Source organism: Paenibacillus jiangxiensis, from assembly GCF_046098255.1.
Lineage (GTDB): Bacteria > Bacillota > Bacilli > Paenibacillales > Paenibacillaceae > Paenibacillus > Paenibacillus jiagnxiensis.
Genome location: NZ_JBJURI010000032.1, coordinates 42432 through 64206 on the forward strand (window position 1 = coordinate 42432; position 21775 = coordinate 64206).

Consider the following 21775-nt stretch of genomic DNA (forward strand, 5'->3'; position numbering starts at 1 on the left):
ACTAAGGTTTCTTTTCTAACGGTTGCATGCGAGCTTATTTAGGTGAAATAGCCCTTTTACCTGTGGAAAAACGGGAAATAACCTCGCTGGCAACCGTTACATCTTGTAACCCACCGTTTTTACCCAAATAGCGTCACTCACAACCGTTAGAGTTTTCGAGCTTTTATACGCGCTCGCACCCATCCCAGGTCAAGCACCGATTTCGGTTTTGAGCCAAATTCTATAGTCTAAAAAAGGAGTGTTATCGAGTGTCCGACGCATACAAACAGGCTGGTGTGGATATCGCCGCCGGTAATGAAGCGGTAGAACGGATGAAAAAGCATGTGAAGCGTACCTTCCGTCCGGAGGTAATGGCGGATTTGGGCGGCTTCGGGAGTCTGTTCGCATTGAATAAAGACAAGTACGAAGAGCCAGTACTCGTATCCGGCACCGACGGGGTCGGAACCAAGCTGAAGCTCGCTTTCGCCATGGACCGCCACGACACGATCGGCATTGACGCCGTTGCGATGTGCGTGAACGATATCGTGGTGCAGGGTGCTGAACCGCTGTTTTTCCTGGACTATCTTGCCTGCGATCGTGTAATTCCCGAGAAGATCGAGGCGATTGTGGCCGGTATTGCCGAAGGCTGTCACCAGTCCGGTTGTGCCCTGATTGGCGGCGAAACGGCGGAAATGCCCGGCATGTACAGCGAAGGCGAATACGATATCGCCGGCTTTACCGTGGGCATTGTCGACAAGAGCAAGGTGATTAACGGCAGCACGATTGCCGCCGGGGATGCTGTTATCGGACTGGCTTCGAGCGGGGTGCACAGCAACGGCTTTTCCCTGGTGCGCAAGCTGCTGCTCGAACAAAGCGGCTACAGCCTGCAGGATGAGGTTGCTGAATTGAACGGCAAGCTGGGAGACGTTCTGCTTGAGCCGACCAAAATTTATGTAAAACCAGTGCTTGCCCTGCTGGAAAAGCTGACGGTTAAAGGCATGGCCCATATTACGGGCGGCGGCTTTATCGAGAATATTCCGCGCATGCTGCCGGATAACGTAAATGTCGATATTGAATACGGCTCATGGCCGATTCTGCCGATTTTCAAGCTGCTGCAGGACAAGGGAGCCATCTCCAACAGCGATATGTTCACGACCTTTAACATGGGCATCGGACTTGTCATGGTCGTGAAGCAGGAGGATGCGGAGTCAGCGCTGACAATTCTGCGTGAGCAAGGCGAGGAAGCCTATCTTATTGGACGTGTTACTGATGGAGACTCGCGGGTAACCTTTACAGGAGCGGAAGTGTAATGGGAGCGTACCGGGTGGCGGTGTTTGCCTCAGGCCAGGGCAGTAATTTTCAGGCTCTTGCAGATGCCGCCGCAGAAGGCAGGCTCGGTGGAGCGGAGATCAAGCTCCTTGTATGTGATAAGTCTGCGGCGCCTGTTGTCGGACGGGCGCAGGCCGCGGGCATTGAATGTTATACGTTCCAGCCCAAGGATTATGCTGCGCGGGAGGATTACGAACGCGAGCTGGTCGGCATGCTGCGTGAGAAAGAAATCGACCTGGTCGTGCTGGCCGGTTATATGCGTCTGCTTTCCAGCGTGATGGTTGAAGCGTTTGCGGGCGGGATCATTAATATCCATCCCTCCCTGCTGCCGGCCTTTCCGGGGAAGGATGCGATCGGACAAGCATTGCAGTGCGGCGTTAAGGTTAGCGGGGTTACAGTCCATTTTGTGGATGGCGGCATGGATACGGGGCCAATTATTGCCCAACGGGTCGTGCCTGTCACCGAGGGGGAGAGCCATGACTCGTTGACGGCAGCCATTCAAGCGGAAGAAAGAACGTTATATCCTGAAGTGGTCTCATGGTTTGCGGAGGAACGAGTGAAGCTGGAGGGCAGAAAGGTTACGGTCATCCGGCGTTAATCTGCAGAGCGTGGCTGGCGTCTCATGTCATTCGGCTCTTTTTTTGTCAAAATACTAGCAGGTCAGGCAAGTCATATTCCGATATTTCTCGGGAAATAGTGTGAGATAAAGTGCGATCATGTGGATTTGAAAATAAAAAGCAGTGAAAGCTGCCTTTCGCCCTTTGTCTGGTGGGATATGGGTTTGGATATAAAAAAGCAGCAGAAGCTGCCTTTCCAACCCATTTTCCTGGCGGGGTAATGGGTTGGAAAGATAGGAGGATAAATCGTGATCAAAAGAGCATTAGTCAGCGTATCGGATAAACGGGGGATCGTGGATTTTTGCCGTGAATTGTCCAATCTGGGTGTGGAAATCATTTCGACAGGCGGGACCAGCAGTCTGCTGTCGAAGGAAGGAATTCCGGTGATCGGGATTTCCGATGTGACCGGGTTTCCTGAAATTATGGACGGACGTGTCAAAACGTTGCATCCGGCTGTGCACAGCGGCTTGCTGGCCGTGCGGGACAACGAAGAGCATCAGCGCCAGATGAAGGATTTGGGCCTCGATTACATCGATCTTGTGGTCGTGAATCTGTATCCTTTTGCCGAAACGATCGCCAAACCGGATGTAACCTATGAGGATGCCATTGAAAATATCGATATCGGCGGACCTACGATGCTGCGTTCTGCAGCGAAGAACCATGCCTTTGTCACTGTCGTGGTAGACGCTGATGATTACCGTACTGTGCTCGACGAGGTTCGCAGCGGCGGAGACACGGAGCTGGAAACCCGCAAGCGACTTGCGGCCAAGGTATTCCGTCACACAGCTGCTTACGATGCCCTGATCTCGGACTATCTCTCCAACGTAACGGGTGATCCGCTTCCGGAGCGCTTTACGGTAACCTACGAAAAAATACAGGATCTCCGCTACGGCGAGAACCCGCATCAGCAGGCAGCTTTCTACCGCAAGCCGCTTGCGGCCGGGGGCACGCTCGTTTCGGCGAAGCAACTGCACGGCAAAGAGCTGTCCTACAACAACATTAACGATGCCAATGCCGCATTACAGATCGTTAAGGAATTCACGGAGCCGGCGGTTGTGGCCGTTAAGCACATGAATCCTTGCGGTGTTGGCACCGGAGCAAGTATCTACGAAGCATACAGCAAGGCCTATGCTGCAGACCCAACTTCGATTTTTGGCGGGATCGTGGCGGCGAACCGGATCATCGACAGCGATACGGCTGGGAAGTTGAGCGAGATTTTCCTGGAAATCATTCTGGCTCCTGGCTTTACACAAGAGGCGCTGGACATTCTGACCAAGAAAAAGAACATCCGCTTGCTGGATACAGGTGAGATTGACTCCGCCCGTGAACGTACGAGCCAGTTTGTCGTCACTTCCATTGAAGGCGGTATGGTCGTGCAGCAGAGCGACGTTCATTCCATCGACGTGGCAGATCTGCAGGTTGTAACAGACCGTGCTCCTTCCGAGGAGGAATTGAAGCAGCTGCTGTTTGGCTGGAAAGTAGTTAAGCATGTGAAATCCAATGCGATCGTGCTGGCTGCGGACAATATGACAGTAGGTGTCGGAGCTGGACAGATGAACCGTGTCGGCGCCGCGAAAATTGCTATTGGGCAGGCCGGGGATAAAGCAAAAGGCGCTGTGCTCGCATCCGATGCCTTCTTCCCGATGGGAGATACGCTGGAGATCGCGGCCAAAGCAGGCATCACGGCGGTGATCCAGCCTGGCGGATCGGTCAAGGACGAGGAGTCCATCAAGGTGGCGAATGAGTACGGAATCGCTATGGTGTTCACGGGTGTGCGGCATTTCAAACACTAAAACCGGTTCGGGAGGAATTGAGGAATGGACATCTTGGTCATCGGCGGCGGCGGCCGCGAGCATGCCATTGTATGGGCACTGAAGAAGAGCCCGCAGGCAGGAATAATTTACTGCGCACCGGGGAATGCAGGTATCGGACAATTGGCTGAATGTGTGCCGATCGGGGTATTCGAGTTTGACCGGCTGACGGCCTTTGCGGAGGAAAAACAGGTTGGTCTCGTGGTTGTTGGTCCCGACGATCCGTTGGCTGTCGGTATTGTAGATGCTTTTGAAGCCAAGGGCATCCCGGTCTTCGGTCCGCGTAAAAACGCAGCCGAGATTGAAGGCAGCAAGACGTTCATGAAGGATCTGCTGCATAAATACAATATTCCGACAGCGGCTTACCGCAAGTTTGACAGCTATGACGAAGCCCGCACCTACCTGCTGGAGCAGAAGGTTCCCGTAGTTATTAAAGCGGACGGCCTCGCGGCTGGTAAAGGGGTAACGGTAGCCTACACGATGGAAGAGGCCGAGAAGGCGCTGTCCGACATGATGGTGGACAAGGTATTTGGTGAGGCAGGCTCGCAGGTTATCATCGAGGAGTTTCTGGAGGGGCAGGAGATGTCCATTCTGTCCTTCGTGGATGGCGAAACCGTACGCCCGATGGTGGCTGCGCAGGATCATAAGCCTGCTTACGACGGAGACAAAGGACCGAACACCGGTGGCATGGGAACCTATTCTCCACTGCCGCATATTGTGGATTCCATTATTGAAGAAGCGGTGGAGACGATCATCAAGCCGACGGCCAAGGCTATGGTGGCGGAAGGCAGACCGTTTACGGGCGTGCTGTTCGCCGGGCTGATGATTTCGCCGGACGGAAAGCCGAAGACGGTGGAGTTCAACGCCCGTTTTGGCGATCCGGAGACCCAGGTGGTGCTGCCGCGTCTGAAATCGGATTTGCTGTCGATTTTCCTTGCGGCAGTGAATGGAACGCTGGCGGATGTGGAAATCGAGTGGAAGGATGAAGCGGCGGTGTGTGTCGTGCTGGCATCCGGCGGCTATCCTGGCTCTTATCCGAAAGGTGTGCCGATCCACGGCCTTGACCAAGCGGATGAAGCCATCGTATTCCATGCCGGAACCGCTGTAAATGAGGCTGGTGAATGGGTGACGAACGGTGGCCGCGTGCTGGGTGTCGTCGGACTGGGGCGCGATATCGCTGACGCCCGCGCCAAGGCCTATGAGCAGGCGGAGCGGATTACTTTTGAAGGAAAACACAATCGTACGGATATTGCAGCAAAAGCATTGATTTGAATCTTATGGGGTGTTCCCTGAGCTGTTTGGGCCGGGGAGCGCCCTTTTCTAACCATTTACTTATAATATTTATTCCCCCAAGCTCTCATGGATTCGAGAATGTGAGATAAATTCTCCCCCTGATCGGTTAGAGAATACTCTACTTTTGGTGGAACAGTATCCTCTACCTTTCTTTTCACAATTCCATCTGTTTCTAATTCCCTTAGCTGTAGCGTTAACATTCTTTGCGTAATCCCTGGAATTAATCTTTTAAGTTCATTAAATCTGACAGATTTCTCAGATAAGATATCGATAATGATTCCCTTCCATTTCCCACCTATTATGTGTAAGGTCATTTCGATGGGACAGGCCCTTGTGACCTCTAAACTACAATCGCCATATCCTTTCCCCATTTTGTCACCCCATTCATTAAGTTACAAAAATGTGCGCACTTACATCACTCAATCATTTTTATTATGCTAACTATATCAGATATTCCAACCCAAACGAAGGGAGTGCTCATTATGATAATACGTATGTTATCGGTATGGAAGGAGAAAAGTTATGGAAGTTCAAATAAAGGCAGCCATAGCTTTTTACACTCTTAGAGCGAGTTTGTTGGAAGGAATTTTTTGAAATTAGAAGGAGGAAGAATAATGGATAATTCCAGAAAAGTATTGATTACAGGGGGAAATAAAGGCATTGGGTTTGAGACGGCCAGACAATTGGGTAAAATGGGATTTGAGATTTTAGTGGGTTCAAGAGATGAAAAAAGAGGGCAAGAAGCTGTGAGGTTGTTGGAAATGGAGAACATAAAGGCTAAAGCACTGGTTCTTGACGTTACTGACCCTAGTATCATTCAATCCGCAGCAAAACAAATTGAGCAGCAGTATGGATTACTTGACATACTGATTAACAATGCAGGCGTGTTCTTGGAAGACAACGTTCCTCCAAGTGAACTGGAGCTGCCGGATCTCAAGAGAACGTACGAGACAAACGTTTTTGGGGTGTTTTCTGTCACAAAGGCTATGATCCCATTGCTTAAAAAGTCTTACTCCGGGAGGATTATCAACCTTTCCAGCGGATTGGGTTCATTAACCTTAAATACGGATCCAAAATCCGAATTCTATAATGTGAATTCACTTGCTTACAACAGTTCCAAAACGGCGGTGAATGCTTTAACCGTGTTGTTTGCAAAAGAATTAAGCAATTCTTCAATTAAGATTAACTCAGTCTGCCCTGGCTTTACAGCTACCGATTTGAATGGAAATAGCGGCTACCGTTCAGTTGAACAAGCGGCTTCCATTGTAGTGAAACTTGCCACAATAGCAGATGATGGTCCTACCGGAGGTTTTTTTGATGAAAACGGGGTCGTACCGTGGTAAAACACAATGCGGAGCGTAAAGAAAATCGCCATAGGATTCACAATAAACGTCATGTAACAATGATTTTACAATATCCAAATCAACAACAATGACGTTGATACTAACCGCGGCTTCATCAAATTAAAATTAGACTTTGCCATCCCAACTTACTGGATTTTAGACGGTTGGGAGTCTTGTTTTTTTACAGTGGAGTTGGAATAGAGTTCACACTATTTTTTGGTTACGATATAATGGAAATGATGTTAGCTTTAAGGCATTAAAAAGCTGTCTTGTTTTTGGGAAATACATACCAATCGAAGTGAAAGGTGAGATGACCCATGATTATTATTCATGCCAACCTGAATGTTCTGCCGGAGAAACGGGAGAAGTTTTTGGCGCTGACGGAGGAACTGGTTAAAGCCTCACAGGCGGAAGAAGGCAACCAGCGCTACACGTTAATGCAGGATGTGAAGGATCCTAATAAATTCACCATGGTGGAGGAGTGGAAGGATCAGGCGGCGGTTGATTTTCATAACCAGACGGCGCATTTTCAAAGCTTTGTAGCTGCTGCTCCGGAATGCTTGGCGGAACCTCTGCAGGTAAACGTATTTGCTAATGCCGATCAGGTGAAGTAAAAAAGGAGGAGAACCGGATGAGTAAAATCACGGATACTACCACCCTTAACAATGGCGTAAAGATGCCTTGGTTCGGTTTCGGTACATACAAGGCCACAGGCAATGAAGTGTACGAAGCGGTCAAAGTCGCGATTGACGCCGGCTACCGCAGTATCGATACAGCAGCAATTTACGGGAATGAGGAGGAAGTCGGACAGGCCATCAAGGACAGCGGTGTTGCCAGAGAAGAGCTCTTCATTACGACGAAGCTGTGGAATGACAGACAGGGCTATGACTCCACTCTCAGCGCATTCGAAGAGAGCCGCAAGCGTCTGGGCCTGGATATCATCGACCTGTACCTGATCCACTGGCCGGGCAAAGATAAATATAAAGAAACGTGGAAAGCTTTCGAGCGCCTGTATGAAGAGGGCAGCGTGCGTGCGATCGGCGTAAGCAATTTCCATGTGCATCATCTTGAAGACCTGCTGAAGGACAGCAATATCGTGCCTGCAGTGAACCAGGTGGAGCTTCATCCCTGTCTGACGCAGCGTGAGCTGTATAACTACTGCCGCGATAAAGGCATTCAGATCGAATCCTGGAGCCCGCTCATGAAGGGGAAACTGACGGACAATGCCGATATTACCGAAATTGCCTCCAAATACGGCAAAACCTCTTCACAGGTCATTCTGCGTTGGCATATCCAACAGGAGATTGTGACGATTCCGAAATCCATTACAGAGTCCCGCATCCGCGAGAATGCCGATATTTTTGACTTTGAGCTGACGGCGGAGGAAATCAGCCGGATCAGCGCCCTGAACAAGAACGAGCGTACAGGCTCCAATCCGGACGAGTTTTTGTTCTAACGATTTGAAGGGCATGTTCTGATACCGTTTATGAATTGAAAAGCGTTCACTTCCATGCTGACTAAGTCTTTGCGGAAGCTGAACGCTTTTTTTGCGTATAGGACGAAGATTCAATTAGTGGTTGTTTAACAGAACGATGTTGTGTATAATAAAATTCAAATATAAGAATCTTAATATTGAAATTAAATGAAAGGTGGCTGTTTGTTATGAATCATATATTTCGTAAAGGAAGCAACCCTGATGCGCCTGTACTGCTGCTGCTGCACGGAACGGGAGGCAACGAGCATGATCTGCTGCCGCTGGCGGAGATGATATCTCCAGGCTCCTCTTTCCTGGGTGTAAGGGGAAATGTACTGGAAAACGGAATGCCTCGTTTCTTCCGCAGGCTGGCTGAAGGGGTATTCGATCTGGAGGACCTTGTGCTGCGCACGAAGGAGCTGTCTGCTTTTGTGGATGAGGCTGCGGAACGTTATGAGTTCGACCGCCGCAACGTGGTGGCCATCGGCTACTCGAATGGCGCGAACATCGCGGCAAGCATGATTTTCCATGAAAAGGATGTGCTGCGCGGCGCAATTCTTCATCATGCCATGGTTCCGCTCCGTGATATCCAGCTTCCAGATCTGGCAGGCCTGTCGGTGTTTATCGGCGCGGGGGAGAATGATACGATGATTCCGGTGCAGGGAACGCAGGAGCTGCAAAACATGCTGGAAAACGCAGGCGCCGAAGTGACGATGCACTGGGAGCGGCACGGCCATCAGCTTACACGCACAGAGGTGGAGGCCGCCGCACGCTGGTTTGCAGAACAGTACACAGTTTGATCTGAGCTTTAATATGAACCGTCTTCGTTTAAGAGGTAGCGATGCCCTGGCGATAGACGGTTTTCCTTATGATTATAGAGTTCATAAGTTTTCAGCGGAGCTGAACAACTCTATAACTCTATAATCTCAAGAAAAATTTCCGCTTAGTGCGGTCTGTCTTCTTTGAAAGTACGTCGATAGAGTTTTCCTTACTCCCCCGGATGGCTGCGGAATACTCGGGGAGTGACCCCCGCATATCTTTTGAATACCTTTGTGAAATAGCTTTGGTCATTAAAACGCAGCCTGCTGCACACATCGGCCAGGGAGTAATCGGTGAGCGTCAGCAGCTTCTTGGCCTCTTCTATTTTGGCCCGCTGCACGTATTCCGTAATGGATAGCCCGGTTTCTTCGCGGAAAAGGCTGGAGAGGTAGCTGGGATGAAGACCGGCCTCCTCCGCCAGCCGGTTAAGGCCGATGTCTTCGTAAATGTGATTGTAAATATAGTTCAGGCAGACGGATATTGGTCTTGAATAGCGTTTTTCCCGCACAGACCGTACCTTGTCCGCAAAATCGCATAATGCTTCATTCGTATAACGAATGACCTCTCCGACCTCATGCAGCTCCTCGATGTGCTGGATGCACAGATCGCTTAATGTAAAAGCCATTTCGAGCGGCATCCCCCCATCCACGGCGGCGCGGGTGGCAAGGGCGATGGCGCAGATGGACAGATTTTTCTGGCTGCGTAAATTGCTCTTCTTCGACAGCACCCCAGGATTTTCGAAACCTCTGCCTTCCTCCAGAAATTCGACGAGCTCTTCTTTGCGGCCCTCCCGGATATAGCTGAGCATCGTTTTTTCCAGCACAGGGTCATTATGCAGCATAACGTTCTCCCGCCGGTCGGCCAGGCTCAAGTAAATATTATCTTCCGGCCAATCGGCTGACAGCTTGTATGCACGGTTGCGGGATAAGACCTCTTCCATTTCAAGCTGCCTGCGGCTGATGAGGGAATACAGCAGGATGCCAGCCTGCAGCAGTGGAGTTTTTCCGGCATAACGCACAGAGTTGTAATAGCTAATCAGCTCGTCCCTGTATTTAAGCGGAATGCCGCAATCGGCCATCAGCCCCGTTACAGACTGCTCGTTCATGCGGTAAAACAGCACTGGACCCAAGAGAAAGCACCCGGATTCTCCATCCGCAACATCATTCCTGACAGTGACATAACGTTCAAGATAAGCCGTAGCTTTCAGAATGGGGAAGTCCCTGGGCTCGTTCGGCTCAATCAATCCATCAAGCGCATCCCTGAGCGAAGTGTGAAGCGGGTTCACCGGAATACGTGCAGGTTCAGGCTGCGCCGCGATGAGTTGTGCGGACGGATCGAGATAACAGACCGGGATCTGGTAGGCATCATAAATTAAGCGGCAAATATAATCTGCTTCAAACGGCAAATCGTTGTGCGTGCCCAAGGTGAAAAACATCCTTTCATATAGCTCTCATAAAAATTTTACCGAAAATCCAAAATAAATACCATAACTGCAGCAGCAACAACCATAAAATAAAGAATGTAAACGCTATTATAAAAGTTAGCCCAAATATATTTTTTTCCGCTGGGAGGCCAATCAACAATGAGCAGAGATATTAAAGCATTGATCGCGCAAATGACACTTGAGGAAAAAGCAGGCATGTGCTCAGGCAAGGATTTTTGGCGTTTGAAGGGTGTTGAACGTCTCGGAATTCCTTCGATCATGGTGACGGACGGGCCGCACGGGCTGCGCAAGCAAAGGGAAGGCGGGGACCATCTGGGACTGATGGACAGTGTGCCTGCAACATGTTTCCCTTCTGCGGCAGGCCTTGCCACCTCATGGAACCGGGAGCTCGTACAGGAAGTGGGCGTAGCGCTCGGTGAGGAATGTCAGGCAGAGGATGTAGCCGTGCTGCTCGGCCCTGGCGCCAATATTAAGCGTTCACCGCTTTGCGGCAGAAACTTTGAATACTTCTCCGAAGACCCTTATCTGTCCACAGAGATGGCCGCGAACCATATTCAGGGTGTGCAAAGCCAAGGCGTGGGCACCTCGCTGAAGCATTTTGCGGTGAACAACCAGGAGCATCGCCGGATGTCTGTGGACGCCGTCGTGGATGAGCGCACGCTGCGAGAAATTTATCTGGCCTGTTTTGAGGGAGCCGTGAAGCAGTCCCAGCCTTGGACGGTCATGTGCTCTTACAACCAAGTGAACGGTACCTACGCCTCGGAAAATAAAACCCTGCTGACAGACATCCTGAAGGATGAATGGGGTCTTGAAGGTATTGTCGTATCCGACTGGGGTGCAGTCAACGAACGGGCTGAGGGCCTTGAAGCGGGCCTCGAGCTGGAAATGCCTTCAAGCGGCGGTATCGGGGACAGCAAGATCGTCGAAGCCGTGAAAAGCGGCAAGCTGTCCGAAGGGGTGCTGGACCGCGCCGTTGAGCGTCTGCTGACGATTATTTTCAAAGCGGTTGACCATAAAAAAGAAAACGCCACCTATGATGCGGACGCCCATCACGCGCTTGCGCGCAAGGTTGCAGCGGAAAGCATGGTGCTGCTCAAGAACGAGGACGGTATACTTCCGCTTGCCCAAGGCAAGCAGGTTGCGGTGATCGGGGAATTCGCGCAAAAGCCGCGATTCCAGGGCGGAGGCAGCTCGCATATCGTGCCGACCAAGCTGGACACGCCTCTGGAGGAGCTGAGCAAGCTGGCGGGCGAAGGCAGCGTGCAGTTTGCGCAGGGCTACCGCATTGAGCAGGACGAAACGGACGCACAGCTGGTGGAAGAAGCCAAGAAAGCAGCGGCAGCGGCGGAAGTGGCCGTCATTTTCGCCGGGCTGCCTGACCGCTATGAATCCGAGGGCTATGACCGTCAGCATCTGCAGCTGCCGCCAGCGCATATTGAGCTGATCGAGGCCGTAGCGGCTGTGCAGCCAAACACGGTAGTGGTGCTCAGCAACGGTGCTCCAATAGAAATGCCATGGCTTGGCTCCGCAAAAGCGGTGCTCGAAGCCTACCTCGGCGGTCAAGCAGGCGGAGGCGCTATCGCGGACCTGTTGTACGGCAAGTCGAATCCGAGCGGCAAGCTGGCGGAAACCTTCCCGCAGCAGCTCAGCGATAATCCTTCCTATCTGTTCTTCCCGGGTGAAGGGGACCGTGTGGAATACCGTGAGGGTATTTTCGTAGGCTACCGTTATTATGACACCAAAAATGTGCAGCCGCTGTTCCCATTCGGCTACGGTCTGAGCTATACCACGTTCGAATATACGTGCCTGACGCTCAGCTCCTCCAGCATCAAGGACAGTGATACCCTTGAAGTGCGGGTGAGCGTGAAAAATACAGGCAGCGTGGCCGGCAAGGAAACCATCCAGATCTATGTGAAGGACGATGAGAGCTCCGTCATCCGTCCTGCCAAAGAACTGAAGGGCTTCGCGAAGGTGGAACTGCAGCCTGGAGAGGAAAAAACGGTAACCATCACGCTGGACAAACGTGCCTTTGCTTACTACAACGTAGAGCTTAAGGATTGGCACGTGGAGAGCGGCACATTTACGATTATGGCCGGTTCTTCCTCGGCGGATATCGCTCTTGCCGACAAAGTGGAGGTCGTATCTGTACAGCAGCTTCCTGTACGGGTTCACCGCAACTCCCTCATCGGCGATTTGCTGCACCATCCGGCGCTTACCGATGAAGAGAGAGAATATGTGCATGCATTCCTGAAAAATTACTCCATGCCAGGCTTGTTCGATAACGAATCCATGGGCGAGATGGGCGAAGCGATGATGAAATATTTGCCGCTGCGTGCCGTATCCGCCTTCAGTGGCTCCGCTGAGGGAGACGCCAAGCTTGCGGAGTTGATCGAACATTTGAATAAAAAGCCTGCCAAGCAGTAAGCTAATTCTCGGATAGGCATTGGCATAAGGGTCACCCGTTTCCAGGAACGGGGGCCCTTTTCGGTGTGAAAAAGGCGTATCTGCTTTACAGTTTCCGGTGGTAAACGTAATATGATAACTGAAGCGGTGTTTTTGCAGCCGCCTCATAAAATAGACATATAAGCAGGCGGAGTGTGGGGAAAATTATGAAATCAGAGCATATTTCCCAGCGAGAGCAAACGGTGGGAATGGAAGATATCGTGCGTGCGCATCATATGCTGCGCGAGGTGATTGTGCGGACGCCGCTGCAGCGGGATGCGATGCTGTCGGCCAAATACGGCTGTGACGTCTATTTGAAGCGTGAGGATTTGCAGGTTGTGCGCTCATTTAAAATACGCGGAGCCTATAATATGATCCGTAGCCTTTCGACGGATGAATTAAGCAAGGGCATTGTGTGCGCCAGCGCAGGCAACCATGCCCAGGGTGTCGCTTTTTCCTGCAACGCCCTCGGCATTCATGGCAAAATCTATATGCCCAGCACGACACCCAACCAGAAGGTCAAAATGGTGCGCCGGTTCGGCGGCAGCAGCGTTGAGGTCATTCTGACGGGAGATACGTTCGATGATGCCTATGAGGAAGCTATCAAGACGTGCGAAGAGCAGGGCATGACGTTCATTCATCCTTTTGATGAAGCGAAAATTATCGCAGGCAACGGCACGATTGGCATGGAGGTCATGGAGAGTCTGGATGTTCCCGCGGATTATGTGTTTGTAACGATCGGCGGAGGCGGGCTGGCAGCCGGTGTAGGCACTTATATCAAAACCATGAGTCCTTCGACCAAGGTCATCGGGGTGGAGCCGCTGGGTGCGGCCTCCATGAGTGAAGCGCTGCGCCAGAGTGGCGTCATTGCCCTGGAGGAAATCGATAAATTTGTCGATGGAGCGGCCGTCAAGCGTGTCGGTGAGCTGACCTACAGCATTTGCTCGAACGTCCTCGACGACATTGTGAAGGTGCCGGAAGGCAAAGCATGTTCCTCCATTCTGGAGCTGTACAACGAAAGTGCCATCGTAGTGGAGCCGGCAGGCTCGCTGCCTGTGGCCGCATTGGACATGTACCGGGAGCAGATCAAGGGCAAGACGGTCGTATGCATCATCAGCGGAGGCAACAATGACATTGACCGGATGCAGGAGATCAAGGAACGCTCTCTGATGTATGAGGGCCTCAAGCATTATTTCATGGTCAATTTTCCGCAGCGGGCAGGCGCTTTGCGCGAATTTTTACAGGATGTGCTCGGTCCGGATGATGATATTACTCGTTTTGAATATACGAAAAAGAACGACAAGGAGAACGGGCCGGCACTGGTCGGTATCGAGCTCCTGCATAAAGAGGACTATCTGCCGCTGATCGAGCGGATGAACCGCAAGGGAATCCGGTATACCGAGCTGAACAAGAACGTGGATCTGTTCAATATGCTGATCTGAATATTTTTTCCCTTCGCGGACTGGAAGGACGTTAAAGCGGATATTTAAGCTGTTTTTTTAAAATTTCGGACTCCATAGTCCTTATTGGGTCAAATTTGAGGCGAACATACGGGAAAATGTACGGATAACGGCGCCTCGGTCCGGCAAAAGTGAAATAAGCGGGATTTTGCAGGAATAAGGGCTCTCCTGTCCGAATCCCGCTGCAGAAGAGTGAAGATTTCTTTGGTGGAGGAATGCTTCATTCCTTGGGCTTATTAGAACATGAAAAAGGGGAGTTCCGGTTCAATGGGACTCCCCTTTCTTGTTGCCTTGCTTGCTGCCTTCTTTGGCATGATACCATGTTATTTTTTCTTGCGCAGAAACAGCGGTTTAAGCCCGGCCCAGCCGATAACGGCGATGATTAGGCTCACCCATGGGGATACGGTGAACACGGGCAGGCTTCTGTTGAGCACAATGCCCCCAACGAGGATCACCACAACGAGGACCACATACAGCAGCATCGATTTCAAATCAAGCTTCGGCTTCTCGGGCACGCGCGCTTGTCCGCTTTTACCCCCGGGAGCCGTGGCCTGCCCGGCGTCCTCTTCCGGGCTGCCCATAAAGCGGGTTAATGCTTCAATCAGCAGAATCGCCCCGGCCGCGATAATAAGAAGGGTCGAGATGCTGATTTTCTCATAAGGGGCTGTATTGCCGCCGGTGGCAAGCACAACCAGACCGAGCAGCGCAACCGCTGTGAAAAAGAAGGTCAATGCGATCCAGGCGATCATGGTGAAATATTTGAGCCGGGAGTCAGGCTTGTCTTGCCCCTGTATTCCGGAAGTTTGTTGATTCATTCGTCAGGCCTCCTGCCAACAATCCATATGCAATCCAGTATACGTGAGCAGGCGGATTATGGCAAAGTCGGGCATACAGAATTATTTGTCAGCCATGTATATTGGCAACGCTTCCTGCTGAAAAATATGGATGATGCTGCGTGAGCTGCAATCAATTTTTACAGGAGAGGAAGGGGGGCCAGCATATGAACAGCGGACTGAACTCCGGGAAAGTAAGGCATATTGTTCAGGGCAATGCTCCGCGTTACCGTGTCGAGGATACGGAATTCGGCGATGACTTTGATGAAGGACGGGGAGACCATGTGCTGGACGATCAGCACGGCAGTTCCGTCCTGAAGGGCTGGCAAGGACGCAGCGAGACCCATGCGATGTACCGACGCAGCTACGAGTAATTCAGGCTGCTGAATTCCGGCGGCGCTTGCTCCAGAAGAGGAGATTGCCTTTTCGGGAGCAGGCGCCTTTTTTTGTGGCAGCAGGGAAAGGCTCATTGACACCTGCCAGAGTCATGTGTACAATTAATCATATTAAATTGATCGGAATTAACGGTTAAATGATGGGGATCAAGGAACAGGGGGAGAGGCATATGGAAAGACAGATTGGAATACGCTTTGAAGGTGAGGAGCTAGCGGCAACGTTGCACTATCCGCGCGGGGTGGAGAAGACGGGCTGCCAGAACCGCAATTCACTCGTCATCATCTGCCACGGGTTTGTGGGCAGCCGCATCGGGGTTGACAGGCTGTTTGTGAATACGGCGCGCAGGCTGGCTAATGAGGGGCATATGGTGCTCCGCTTTGATTACGCAGGCTGCGGCGAGAGCACCGGTGAGTATGGGGAACAGAGCATCAATGGCATGATCAATCAGACGCGCGCTGTGTTGGATTACGCTGTAAGCTGTGCCGATGTGGATCCGAAGAAGATTACCTTGATTGGCCACAGCCTTGGCGGCGCGGTCGCCGTTCTGACGGCTGTACGGGATAAGAGGGTGAAAAATCTCGTGCTCTGGTCCGCTGTCGGTTACCCGTTCAATGACATCGTGAAGCTTACCGGACGGAATGTGTATGATCAGGCGGTTAAAGAAGGAGAGGCGGATTACCTGGGCTACAGGTTTACTCCTGCTTTTTTCGAGTCCCTGGCGCAGTACCAGCCTTTCCAGGAAGCTGTTAAGTTCAGCGGGGACGTGCTCGTTGTGCATGGCACATCGGATGATGTCATTCCCGTAGACTACGCCTTCCTGTACCAGAAGGTGTTCTGGATGCGTTCAGAAAGCCGGTGTGACAAGGAGATTATTTTTCAGGCTGACCATACCTATTCTTCGGGCAAGGAGCGTGCGCAGTTGATTCATCGGACCGTGGAATGGCTGGATGAGCGTGAGCGGCTCGAAAAAGAGTGGCAGCACTGGATGATTTGACACCATTGGAAAATACCCATGCGCAGGAGTAAAATAGAGGGGCAACGATTAAATTGGCGTGTGGAGGTTGGCAGCGATGACAGTACCTGCATTATTTGTTGCGCATGGTTCACCGGCATTGGCTGTGGAGAACAATGCGTATACCCGCTTTCTGGAGGAACTGGGTTCACGGCTGCCCAGACCCCGCGGAATTGTTGTCTTTTCCGCTCATTGGGACAGTCCCGATCAATGTGTAGACATTGATGAACAGCACTCAACATTGCACGATTTCTATGGTTTTCCTGAAGAAATGTATACGATCGAATATTCTGCACCCGGAGATCCGGAGATCCATAATGAAGTTCTAAATTTGTTCAAGCTGCACAATCTGCATGCCCGGCCCGTTCTGAACAGGGGGCTTGATCACGGTGTATGGGTTTTCCTGCATCATATGTATCCGAACGCGGATATCCCCATCATTCCTCTGTCCATTGATTCCAGACGTTCTCCCAAGGAGCAGTACATTATTGGCTGCATGCTTTCTTCCTTGCGTGAGAAGGGGATCATGATTGTCGGCAGTGGAGGGCTTGTACATAATTTGCGCCGGCTGTGCAAAAACGAAGAGCCCGAAAGCTGGGCGACCAACTTTGATGATTGGATTGGGGAGCAGCTGCAGACCTGGAATCTCAAGCAGCTGTTTGAATATCGGAAGAAGGCGCCCTTTGCGGAAGAAGCCGTCCCGTCCTATGCCAAGGAGCATTTTGCTCCCCTGTTTTATGCGATGGGGGCGGCGGATAATGACAGAAGTGCGGAGAAGCTGTTTCAGACCTATGACGATGGATGTCTGAGCCTGAATTGCTGGATATTCGGAAAGACAACGATTTGAAACGAAAAAGCACCCTGCAGCGTGCCATGATATCTTTTTCAAGATATTCAGGTCCGCTTCAGGGTGCTTTTGTTTGGTTTGCCGTTTAATCGCTGATCCCGATGTCCTCGTTTGGCTTGCGGCGTTTGCTGATGATTTTCCATGTAATATAAACCGCAGTTACCGCGATAAAGACAGCCAGGACAATGCCCTGATATTGATCGATCGTATGCATCACCGTTTCGGTGTCTCCGGGATAGAGACGGCCGATGCTGAGCAGCAGGAAGGTGGTAGGAGCGATGCCGAGCATGGTCAGCAGCGTATAAATGCGCAGATCCATGCGAGCCATGCCAGCCACAAAGGGAACCACATTTCCCAAATGAAGCGGGCTCGATATCGCCACACTCCAGATCCCATGTTTACTGAAAGCGGTCTGAGCTTGTGCCAGCCGTGCTTGCGTGGCGGGACTCAGCCTTTTCATCAGCCTGCCTTCCAGAAAAAAGCCTATAGAATAAGGAATGTAACTGCCCACCGCATAGAACAGGCTTCCCAGCACGGAAATCCACGTGATAGCAAACCAGCTTAAATCCATGAGAAAACCGACAGTTACAATAAAAATAGTCCCGATAAACGGAAAGGCGCTTCCTTCTATGAACAGCGAAGCGAGAATGCCCCAAATTCCCCACTTCTCCAAGATGTCTAGCATTGCTTCAGCCATGAGTCTGCTTCCGCCTTTCTTCCGTATCTCCCTTTGTATTATAGTACATTCACAGAAGCCAGCCCGCGTTTAGCGGAGGTTTTCTTGCGGTATCAGAAAGCTGAGGCCAGGAAGTTGAGGCCAGGAAGCTTAAGTCAGGAAGTTTATACTTTCTGCCCTGAAAATTTAAGTGGCTTAGCGGCAAAGTTTTCACCTTTTAGTGATCTGCGAAGCGGTATGAAAGTCTGATATCTAAAAAAAGCGCCGATTTTCATCGGCGCTTGAGCTACATTTGCTATTTACTTAGCCATCCTGATCAGGCAGCCTTCGCTTTCTGCCCGCCGCCTTCATGTCTGCGGAACAGTCCGCGCAGGAAGGGCAGTACCCAGCGGTCCAAACCGATGCGGCCGGCGTTGACGCCTGCGACCACGATGAAGATTTCGAACAGGACCATCACTGCGTTAGTGCTCACTGTGCCCGAGAAGAGGAAGGCGAAGTTCATGACCATGGCCATCAGTGCGGCCAGTGTAGTCAATGTGCCGAGAATCAAGCCGACACCGACCAGGAATTCACCCAGAGGAATCAGGAAGTTGAAGAGACCTACATTCGGCAGGGCGAAAGCTTCAAGGAAGTTAGCCCACCAGCCTTGTACCGCCGGATGTTCACCTGTTGCCTTGGCGATAGCTCCTGTCATGAAGCCTCCAGCATCAAATCCGCCTCCCGTTAATTTCTCCCAGCCGTGGGTCATCCAGCTCCAGCCGAGCACCACCCTCACTACCGTCAGAATCCACATTGCCACCGGGTTTTCTCTAAGCCATGCGTTAAACATATTTACCACTCCTTCATAAGGTGTATCACCTTGGTTTTATTTTGGAAGATGATCATCTCTTTCATGTCTTTATTGTAGAATAGGTCTGCAGTTTTATTTGTGATTTAAATCACAAAGTTAGTTATTTTCTTAAAATTTTTATCTCTCGATGGTTCCGGCAAAATTGAAGGGCTTTCTTTGTGAGAGACAACCCTGCCATACTTTGCTTATAATGTAGAAAATGGAACCCAGGAGGAATGTATGTTGATTCGGTTAAGCAAAAACACAGTTTGCGGTACGCTGGTGCTGTTCGCCTGTATAGGTTTGACATCCTGTTCTCCCATGCAGGAAGCCCCACCGCAGGCGCCGCCTGTCGTCATTGAGGACCCGGCTCCGGAACCGGTGGAGCCCCCGGCAGAGACGGAACCGAAATACACCGCGCCTCTCACAGGTCTGGCCATAGATGAACCTTCGGATCAGCGGCCGCTGGCGGTCATGATCAACAACGCCCCTGCCGCGCGCCCGCAATCGGGACTGAGCGGGGCGGATATCGTATATGAGGTGCTCGCTGAAGGCGGGATCACACGTCTGGTGGCGTTTTATCAGAGCGGAGGCGGAGAGGTCAACATCGGCCCTGTACGCAGCATCCGGCCTTATCTGATCGAGCTGGCGGAAACCTACGGAGCGCTGCCTGTTCATGCGGGAGGCAGTAATGACGCTTATGACCAATTCCAGCACCAGGGGAAACAGCATCTTGATGAAATTACGAATGCGGGCACATCTTTCTGGCGCAGCAAGGATCGCAAAGCGCCGCATAATTTATATACCAGTCTGCCGAGGCTGCTCGAAGGAGCGGAGAAGCGGGGGTACCCGACAAGCTCCGATGTTCCTGAGTATACGTTTGCCAAGCTGGAGCAAATGACGGACGGCGAACAGGTAACGGCGTTTGACATTCGTTTTCTGCTGCAAAGCTACCGTGTATCCTATACATATAATGAGGACAAGCAGATCTACCTGAGATCAGTGAACGGGGAGCCGCATATTGATATGAATAATGGGGATCAATTAAGCGCTGCGAATGTGGTGGTCATGAGCACAAGCCACCGGGTGCTGGATGATGTCGGCCGGCTGGCTGTGGATCTGGACAGCGGCGGAGACGCACTCATTTTCCGCGAGGGGAGGATGATTCAGGGAAAATGGAAGCATGCTAATGGAGATATCATCCGCTTTTATGAAGGAGACACGGAAGTTTCACTGGTTCCTGGACAGACGTATATTCATATTGTGCCGAATGACCAGCCGCTGGACGGACATGTCTCGATTACCCAGCCGGCCCAATTAAATGCAGAGAATCAAGGGTGAACAGAGAGGGTAATAAAAAGAAGGATGAAGAAATTTTAAAATAGCGTTTACAAAGTTTACAGGGTCTTTACAAAACAGATGTCACCTATGATAAGATAGCAAAGGTTGTCTAATATAGTCGAATCCATCAAACGGCAAATTTTGGTAAAGGGGTAATCGTATGAAACTGAAGAAAAAGGATATCTTTTTCGAGACGTTGGAAAATATGGCGGATACGATCGTGCAGGCTGCCGATTATTTTGCGCAGAACATTTCAAACCTGCAGGACGTTACGCTGTTTGCTGGAGAAATGAAGAAATACGAATCCAAGTGTGACGAATTTACACACACGATTATTAAAGAACTGAACAAAACATTTATTACGCCGCTGGAACGGGACGACATTATGGATCTGACAACCACTATGGACGACGTATTAGACGGGCTTGAAGCGACAGCGTCACGGTTTTATATGTACCATCTTCACGAGCCAGACGAATATATCGTTCAGTTTGCGGATATTTTGCGCCAGTCTGCCTATGAGATTCAGAAGGCCGTTCATCTTCTGTCCCAGAAGAAGCTGCTTGCGCTGCGCGAGCACACCATTCGTCTGAACGACCTGGAGAACCAGGGGGACGAGTTGCTTCGTATTTGCATTAAAAATTTGTTTGCGACCGTTAATGACCCGATTGAGCTGATCAAGCGCAAAGAGATTTACGAACGCTTGGAAACGACTACTGACTCTTGCGAGCATGTAGCCAACAAGCTGGAATCCATCATTATGCGCAACTCGTAAGGGGTCCTATTTACATGGATACAAGTTTACTCGTACTAGGCATTGTCATATTTCTAGCACTGGCCTTTGACTTCATTAACGGCTTTCATGATACTGCGAATGCCATCGCCACGTCGATCTCGACACGAGCGCTGACACCGCGGCGGGCCATACTTTTGGCGGCGGTGATGAACTTCGTTGGCGCCATGATGTTTACCGGGGTGGCCAAGACGATCGGCGGAAGCGTAGCCAATCCGATGGAGCTGTCCAACGGGATCGACATTGTCATCGCTACGCTGCTGGCGGCCATTATCTGGAACCTGGTCACATGGTGGTTCGGCATTCCGTCGTCCTCGTCCCACGCGCTGATCGGTGCTTTGGCCGGTGCGGTATTTGTGGGCGCGGGTTCGGACAAGGTCAACTGGACAGGCTTCATCGATATTGTGGAGGCACTGATTTTCTCGCCGCTGATTGCTTTTGCCATCGGTTATATCGTCATGATGATCCTCAAGTACATCTTTGCCCGCAGAAGTCCACATACCGTAAACAAGGGCTTCCGCACCATGCAAATTATTACGGCGGCCCTGCAGTCCTTCACGCATGGTACGAATGATGCACAGAAGGCGATGGGCATTATCACCTTTGCGCTCGTGTCGGCAAAATACCAGGATCATCTGGAGGTGCCGCTTTGGGTTAAAATCTCGGCGGCCACGGCTATGGCTCTGGGTACGTCCATCGGCGGCTGGAAGATCATCAAGACGATGGGCACGAAAATTTTCAAAATTGAACCGATTAACGGATTTGCGGCGGATATTTCGGCTGCCTCCGTTATCTTCACCTGTACGCTCCTGCATCTCCCAGTCAGCACGACCCATGCCATTACTTCGGCGATTCTGGGTGTCGGCTCCGCGAAGCGGTTCCGGGCTGTGCGCTGGTCTCTGGCGGGACGCATTGTGGTGACCTGGTTTATTACCATTCCCATTTCCGCTGTATTGGCGGGATTGATCTTCACATTGCTATTCTAGCGTGCGGCAGGCTGAAAGCCGTCCGCATGGTTGCTGATGAAAAAATCGTAA

General features: G+C 51.2%; 21 protein-coding genes. 16 read left to right on the plus strand and 5 right to left on the minus strand.

What is annotated here, in order from left to right:
• Positions 1-248 precede the first annotated feature (248 nt).
• From purM to purD, 4 genes are all read left to right on the plus strand, one after another.
• Complete coding sequence (gene purM / locus ACI1P2_RS25355) at positions 249-1289, plus strand: phosphoribosylformylglycinamidine cyclo-ligase (protein ID WP_355324604.1); 1041 nt, start codon at positions 249-251, stop codon at positions 1287-1289.
• Positions 1289-1906, plus strand: coding sequence for a phosphoribosylglycinamide formyltransferase (gene purN / locus ACI1P2_RS25360; protein WP_355324607.1), 618 nt, complete (start codon positions 1289-1291; stop codon positions 1904-1906). Before purM ends, purN begins: the two co-directional genes overlap by 1 nt.
• A gap of 264 nt (positions 1907-2170) precedes the next feature.
• The gene (gene purH / locus ACI1P2_RS25365) at positions 2171-3718 is read left to right on the plus strand and encodes a bifunctional phosphoribosylaminoimidazolecarboxamide formyltransferase/IMP cyclohydrolase (protein WP_355324716.1); all 1548 of its coding nucleotides are present in this window, start codon (positions 2171-2173) and stop codon (positions 3716-3718) included.
• Between the two features lie 24 nt (positions 3719-3742).
• The gene (purD, locus tag ACI1P2_RS25370; RefSeq protein ID WP_355324610.1) at positions 3743-5008 is read left to right on the plus strand and encodes a phosphoribosylamine--glycine ligase; all 1266 of its coding nucleotides are present in this window, start codon (positions 3743-3745) and stop codon (positions 5006-5008) included.
• A gap of 56 nt (positions 5009-5064) precedes the next feature.
• Here purD and ACI1P2_RS25375 read toward each other — a convergent pair whose 3' ends face one another.
• Entirely contained in the window at positions 5065-5400 is a 336-nt protein-coding gene (locus ACI1P2_RS25375) for a winged helix-turn-helix transcriptional regulator (RefSeq protein ID WP_355324613.1), read from the minus strand.
• Between the two features lie 243 nt (positions 5401-5643).
• Between ACI1P2_RS25375 and ACI1P2_RS25380 the strand changes: the two genes are divergently transcribed.
• The 4 genes from ACI1P2_RS25380 to ACI1P2_RS25395 all read left to right on the plus strand — a co-directional run bounded on the left by ACI1P2_RS25380 (position 5644) and on the right by ACI1P2_RS25395 (position 8646).
• Positions 5644-6372, plus strand: a complete 729-nt coding sequence (locus tag ACI1P2_RS25380; RefSeq protein WP_355324616.1) for an SDR family oxidoreductase — start codon at positions 5644-5646, stop codon at positions 6370-6372.
• Positions 6373-6689: 317 nt separating this feature from the next.
• The gene (locus ACI1P2_RS25385) at positions 6690-6986 is read left to right on the plus strand and encodes a putative quinol monooxygenase (RefSeq protein ID WP_355324619.1); all 297 of its coding nucleotides are present in this window, start codon (positions 6690-6692) and stop codon (positions 6984-6986) included.
• Positions 6987-7003: 17 nt separating this feature from the next.
• On the plus strand, positions 7004-7828 hold the full coding sequence (locus tag ACI1P2_RS25390) for an aldo/keto reductase (RefSeq protein ID WP_355324621.1): 825 nt from the start codon (positions 7004-7006) through the stop codon (positions 7826-7828).
• A 206-nt stretch (positions 7829-8034) separates the two neighbouring features.
• A complete protein-coding gene (locus ACI1P2_RS25395) occupies positions 8035-8646 on the plus strand; it encodes an alpha/beta hydrolase (protein ID WP_355324624.1) in 612 nt (203 codons plus the stop codon).
• A 188-nt stretch (positions 8647-8834) separates the two neighbouring features.
• Here the strand turns inward: ACI1P2_RS25395 and ACI1P2_RS25400 are convergent, their stop codons facing one another.
• A complete protein-coding gene (locus tag ACI1P2_RS25400; RefSeq protein WP_355324627.1) occupies positions 8835-10088 on the minus strand; it encodes a helix-turn-helix transcriptional regulator in 1254 nt (417 codons plus the stop codon).
• Between the two features lie 159 nt (positions 10089-10247).
• On the opposite strand from ACI1P2_RS25400, the gene ACI1P2_RS25405 reads away from it, so the two are divergent.
• Both ACI1P2_RS25405 and ilvA read left to right on the plus strand, forming a co-directional pair.
• Entirely contained in the window at positions 10248-12533 is a 2286-nt protein-coding gene (locus tag ACI1P2_RS25405) for a beta-glucosidase (RefSeq protein WP_355324629.1), read from the plus strand.
• Positions 12534-12718: 185 nt separating this feature from the next.
• Entirely contained in the window at positions 12719-13993 is a 1275-nt protein-coding gene (gene ilvA, locus ACI1P2_RS25410; RefSeq protein WP_355324631.1) for a threonine ammonia-lyase IlvA, read from the plus strand.
• A 341-nt stretch (positions 13994-14334) separates the two neighbouring features.
• On the opposite strand, the gene ACI1P2_RS25415 is transcribed toward ilvA, so the two are convergent.
• Positions 14335-14826, minus strand: coding sequence for a hypothetical protein (locus ACI1P2_RS25415; RefSeq protein ID WP_355324633.1), 492 nt, complete (start codon positions 14824-14826; stop codon positions 14335-14337).
• Positions 14827-15011: 185 nt separating this feature from the next.
• Here ACI1P2_RS25415 and ACI1P2_RS25420 point away from each other — a divergent pair, with 185 nt between their 5' ends.
• The 3 genes from ACI1P2_RS25420 (at position 15012) to ACI1P2_RS25430 (ending at position 17099) form a co-directional block, all read left to right on the plus strand.
• Entirely contained in the window at positions 15012-15218 is a 207-nt protein-coding gene (locus ACI1P2_RS25420; protein WP_355324635.1) for a hypothetical protein, read from the plus strand.
• Between the two features lie 191 nt (positions 15219-15409).
• Entirely contained in the window at positions 15410-16234 is an 825-nt protein-coding gene (locus ACI1P2_RS25425; protein WP_355324638.1) for an alpha/beta hydrolase, read from the plus strand.
• Positions 16235-16310: 76 nt separating this feature from the next.
• The gene (locus tag ACI1P2_RS25430; protein WP_355324641.1) at positions 16311-17099 is read left to right on the plus strand and encodes a DODA-type extradiol aromatic ring-opening family dioxygenase; all 789 of its coding nucleotides are present in this window, start codon (positions 16311-16313) and stop codon (positions 17097-17099) included.
• 85 nt (positions 17100-17184) lie between these two features.
• Here ACI1P2_RS25430 and ACI1P2_RS25435 read toward each other — a convergent pair whose 3' ends face one another.
• Positions 17185-17796 (minus strand): DedA family protein, encoded by a 612-nt coding sequence (locus ACI1P2_RS25435; RefSeq protein WP_408976348.1) that lies wholly within the window; start codon positions 17794-17796, stop codon positions 17185-17187.
• 295 nt (positions 17797-18091) lie between these two features.
• On the minus strand, positions 18092-18604 hold the full coding sequence (locus ACI1P2_RS25440; protein ID WP_355324647.1) for a DoxX family protein: 513 nt from the start codon (positions 18602-18604) through the stop codon (positions 18092-18094).
• Positions 18605-18844: 240 nt separating this feature from the next.
• On the opposite strand from ACI1P2_RS25440, the gene ACI1P2_RS25445 reads away from it, so the two are divergent.
• The 3 genes from ACI1P2_RS25445 (at position 18845) to ACI1P2_RS25455 (ending at position 21724) form a co-directional block, all read left to right on the plus strand.
• Entirely contained in the window at positions 18845-19945 is a 1101-nt protein-coding gene (locus ACI1P2_RS25445; protein ID WP_355324650.1) for a DUF3048 domain-containing protein, read from the plus strand.
• A 160-nt stretch (positions 19946-20105) separates the two neighbouring features.
• On the plus strand, positions 20106-20720 hold the full coding sequence (locus ACI1P2_RS25450; RefSeq protein ID WP_355324653.1) for a DUF47 domain-containing protein: 615 nt from the start codon (positions 20106-20108) through the stop codon (positions 20718-20720).
• Between the two features lie 14 nt (positions 20721-20734).
• On the plus strand, positions 20735-21724 hold the full coding sequence (locus ACI1P2_RS25455) for an inorganic phosphate transporter (RefSeq protein WP_355324656.1): 990 nt from the start codon (positions 20735-20737) through the stop codon (positions 21722-21724).
• Positions 21725-21775 lie beyond the last annotated feature (51 nt).

Excerpts from the sequence above, each read along its gene's own strand:
- ACI1P2_RS25450 (WP_355324653.1), top strand. The coding sequence starts at position 20,106 with ATGAAACTGAAGAAAAAGGATATCTTTTTCGAGACGTTGGAAAATATG.
- ACI1P2_RS25455 (WP_355324656.1), top strand. The coding sequence starts at position 20,735 with ATGGATACAAGTTTACTCGTACTAGGCATTGTCATATTTCTAGCACTG.
- ACI1P2_RS25415 (WP_355324633.1), bottom strand. The coding sequence starts at position 14,826 with ATGAATCAACAAACTTCCGGAATACAGGGGCAAGACAAGCCTGACTCC.
- ACI1P2_RS25390 (WP_355324621.1), top strand. The coding sequence starts at position 7,004 with ATGAGTAAAATCACGGATACTACCACCCTTAACAATGGCGTAAAGATG.
- ACI1P2_RS25405 (WP_355324629.1), top strand. The coding sequence starts at position 10,248 with ATGAGCAGAGATATTAAAGCATTGATCGCGCAAATGACACTTGAGGAA.
- ACI1P2_RS25440 (WP_355324647.1), bottom strand. The coding sequence starts at position 18,604 with ATGTTTAACGCATGGCTTAGAGAAAACCCGGTGGCAATGTGGATTCTG.
- ACI1P2_RS25385 (WP_355324619.1), top strand. The coding sequence starts at position 6,690 with ATGATTATTATTCATGCCAACCTGAATGTTCTGCCGGAGAAACGGGAG.
- ilvA (WP_355324631.1), top strand. The coding sequence starts at position 12,719 with ATGAAATCAGAGCATATTTCCCAGCGAGAGCAAACGGTGGGAATGGAA.
- ACI1P2_RS25435 (WP_408976348.1), bottom strand. The coding sequence starts at position 17,796 with ATGGCTGAAGCAATGCTAGACATCTTGGAGAAGTGGGGAATTTGGGGC.
- ACI1P2_RS25380 (WP_355324616.1), top strand. The coding sequence starts at position 5,644 with ATGGATAATTCCAGAAAAGTATTGATTACAGGGGGAAATAAAGGCATT.
- ACI1P2_RS25375 (WP_355324613.1), bottom strand. The coding sequence starts at position 5,400 with ATGGGGAAAGGATATGGCGATTGTAGTTTAGAGGTCACAAGGGCCTGT.
- ACI1P2_RS25420 (WP_355324635.1), top strand. The coding sequence starts at position 15,012 with ATGAACAGCGGACTGAACTCCGGGAAAGTAAGGCATATTGTTCAGGGC.
- ACI1P2_RS25445 (WP_355324650.1), top strand. The coding sequence starts at position 18,845 with ATGTTGATTCGGTTAAGCAAAAACACAGTTTGCGGTACGCTGGTGCTG.
- ACI1P2_RS25425 (WP_355324638.1), top strand. The coding sequence starts at position 15,410 with ATGGAAAGACAGATTGGAATACGCTTTGAAGGTGAGGAGCTAGCGGCA.
- ACI1P2_RS25395 (WP_355324624.1), top strand. The coding sequence starts at position 8,035 with ATGAATCATATATTTCGTAAAGGAAGCAACCCTGATGCGCCTGTACTG.
- purN (WP_355324607.1), top strand. The coding sequence starts at position 1,289 with ATGGGAGCGTACCGGGTGGCGGTGTTTGCCTCAGGCCAGGGCAGTAAT.
- ACI1P2_RS25430 (WP_355324641.1), top strand. The coding sequence starts at position 16,311 with ATGACAGTACCTGCATTATTTGTTGCGCATGGTTCACCGGCATTGGCT.
- purD (WP_355324610.1), top strand. The coding sequence starts at position 3,743 with ATGGACATCTTGGTCATCGGCGGCGGCGGCCGCGAGCATGCCATTGTA.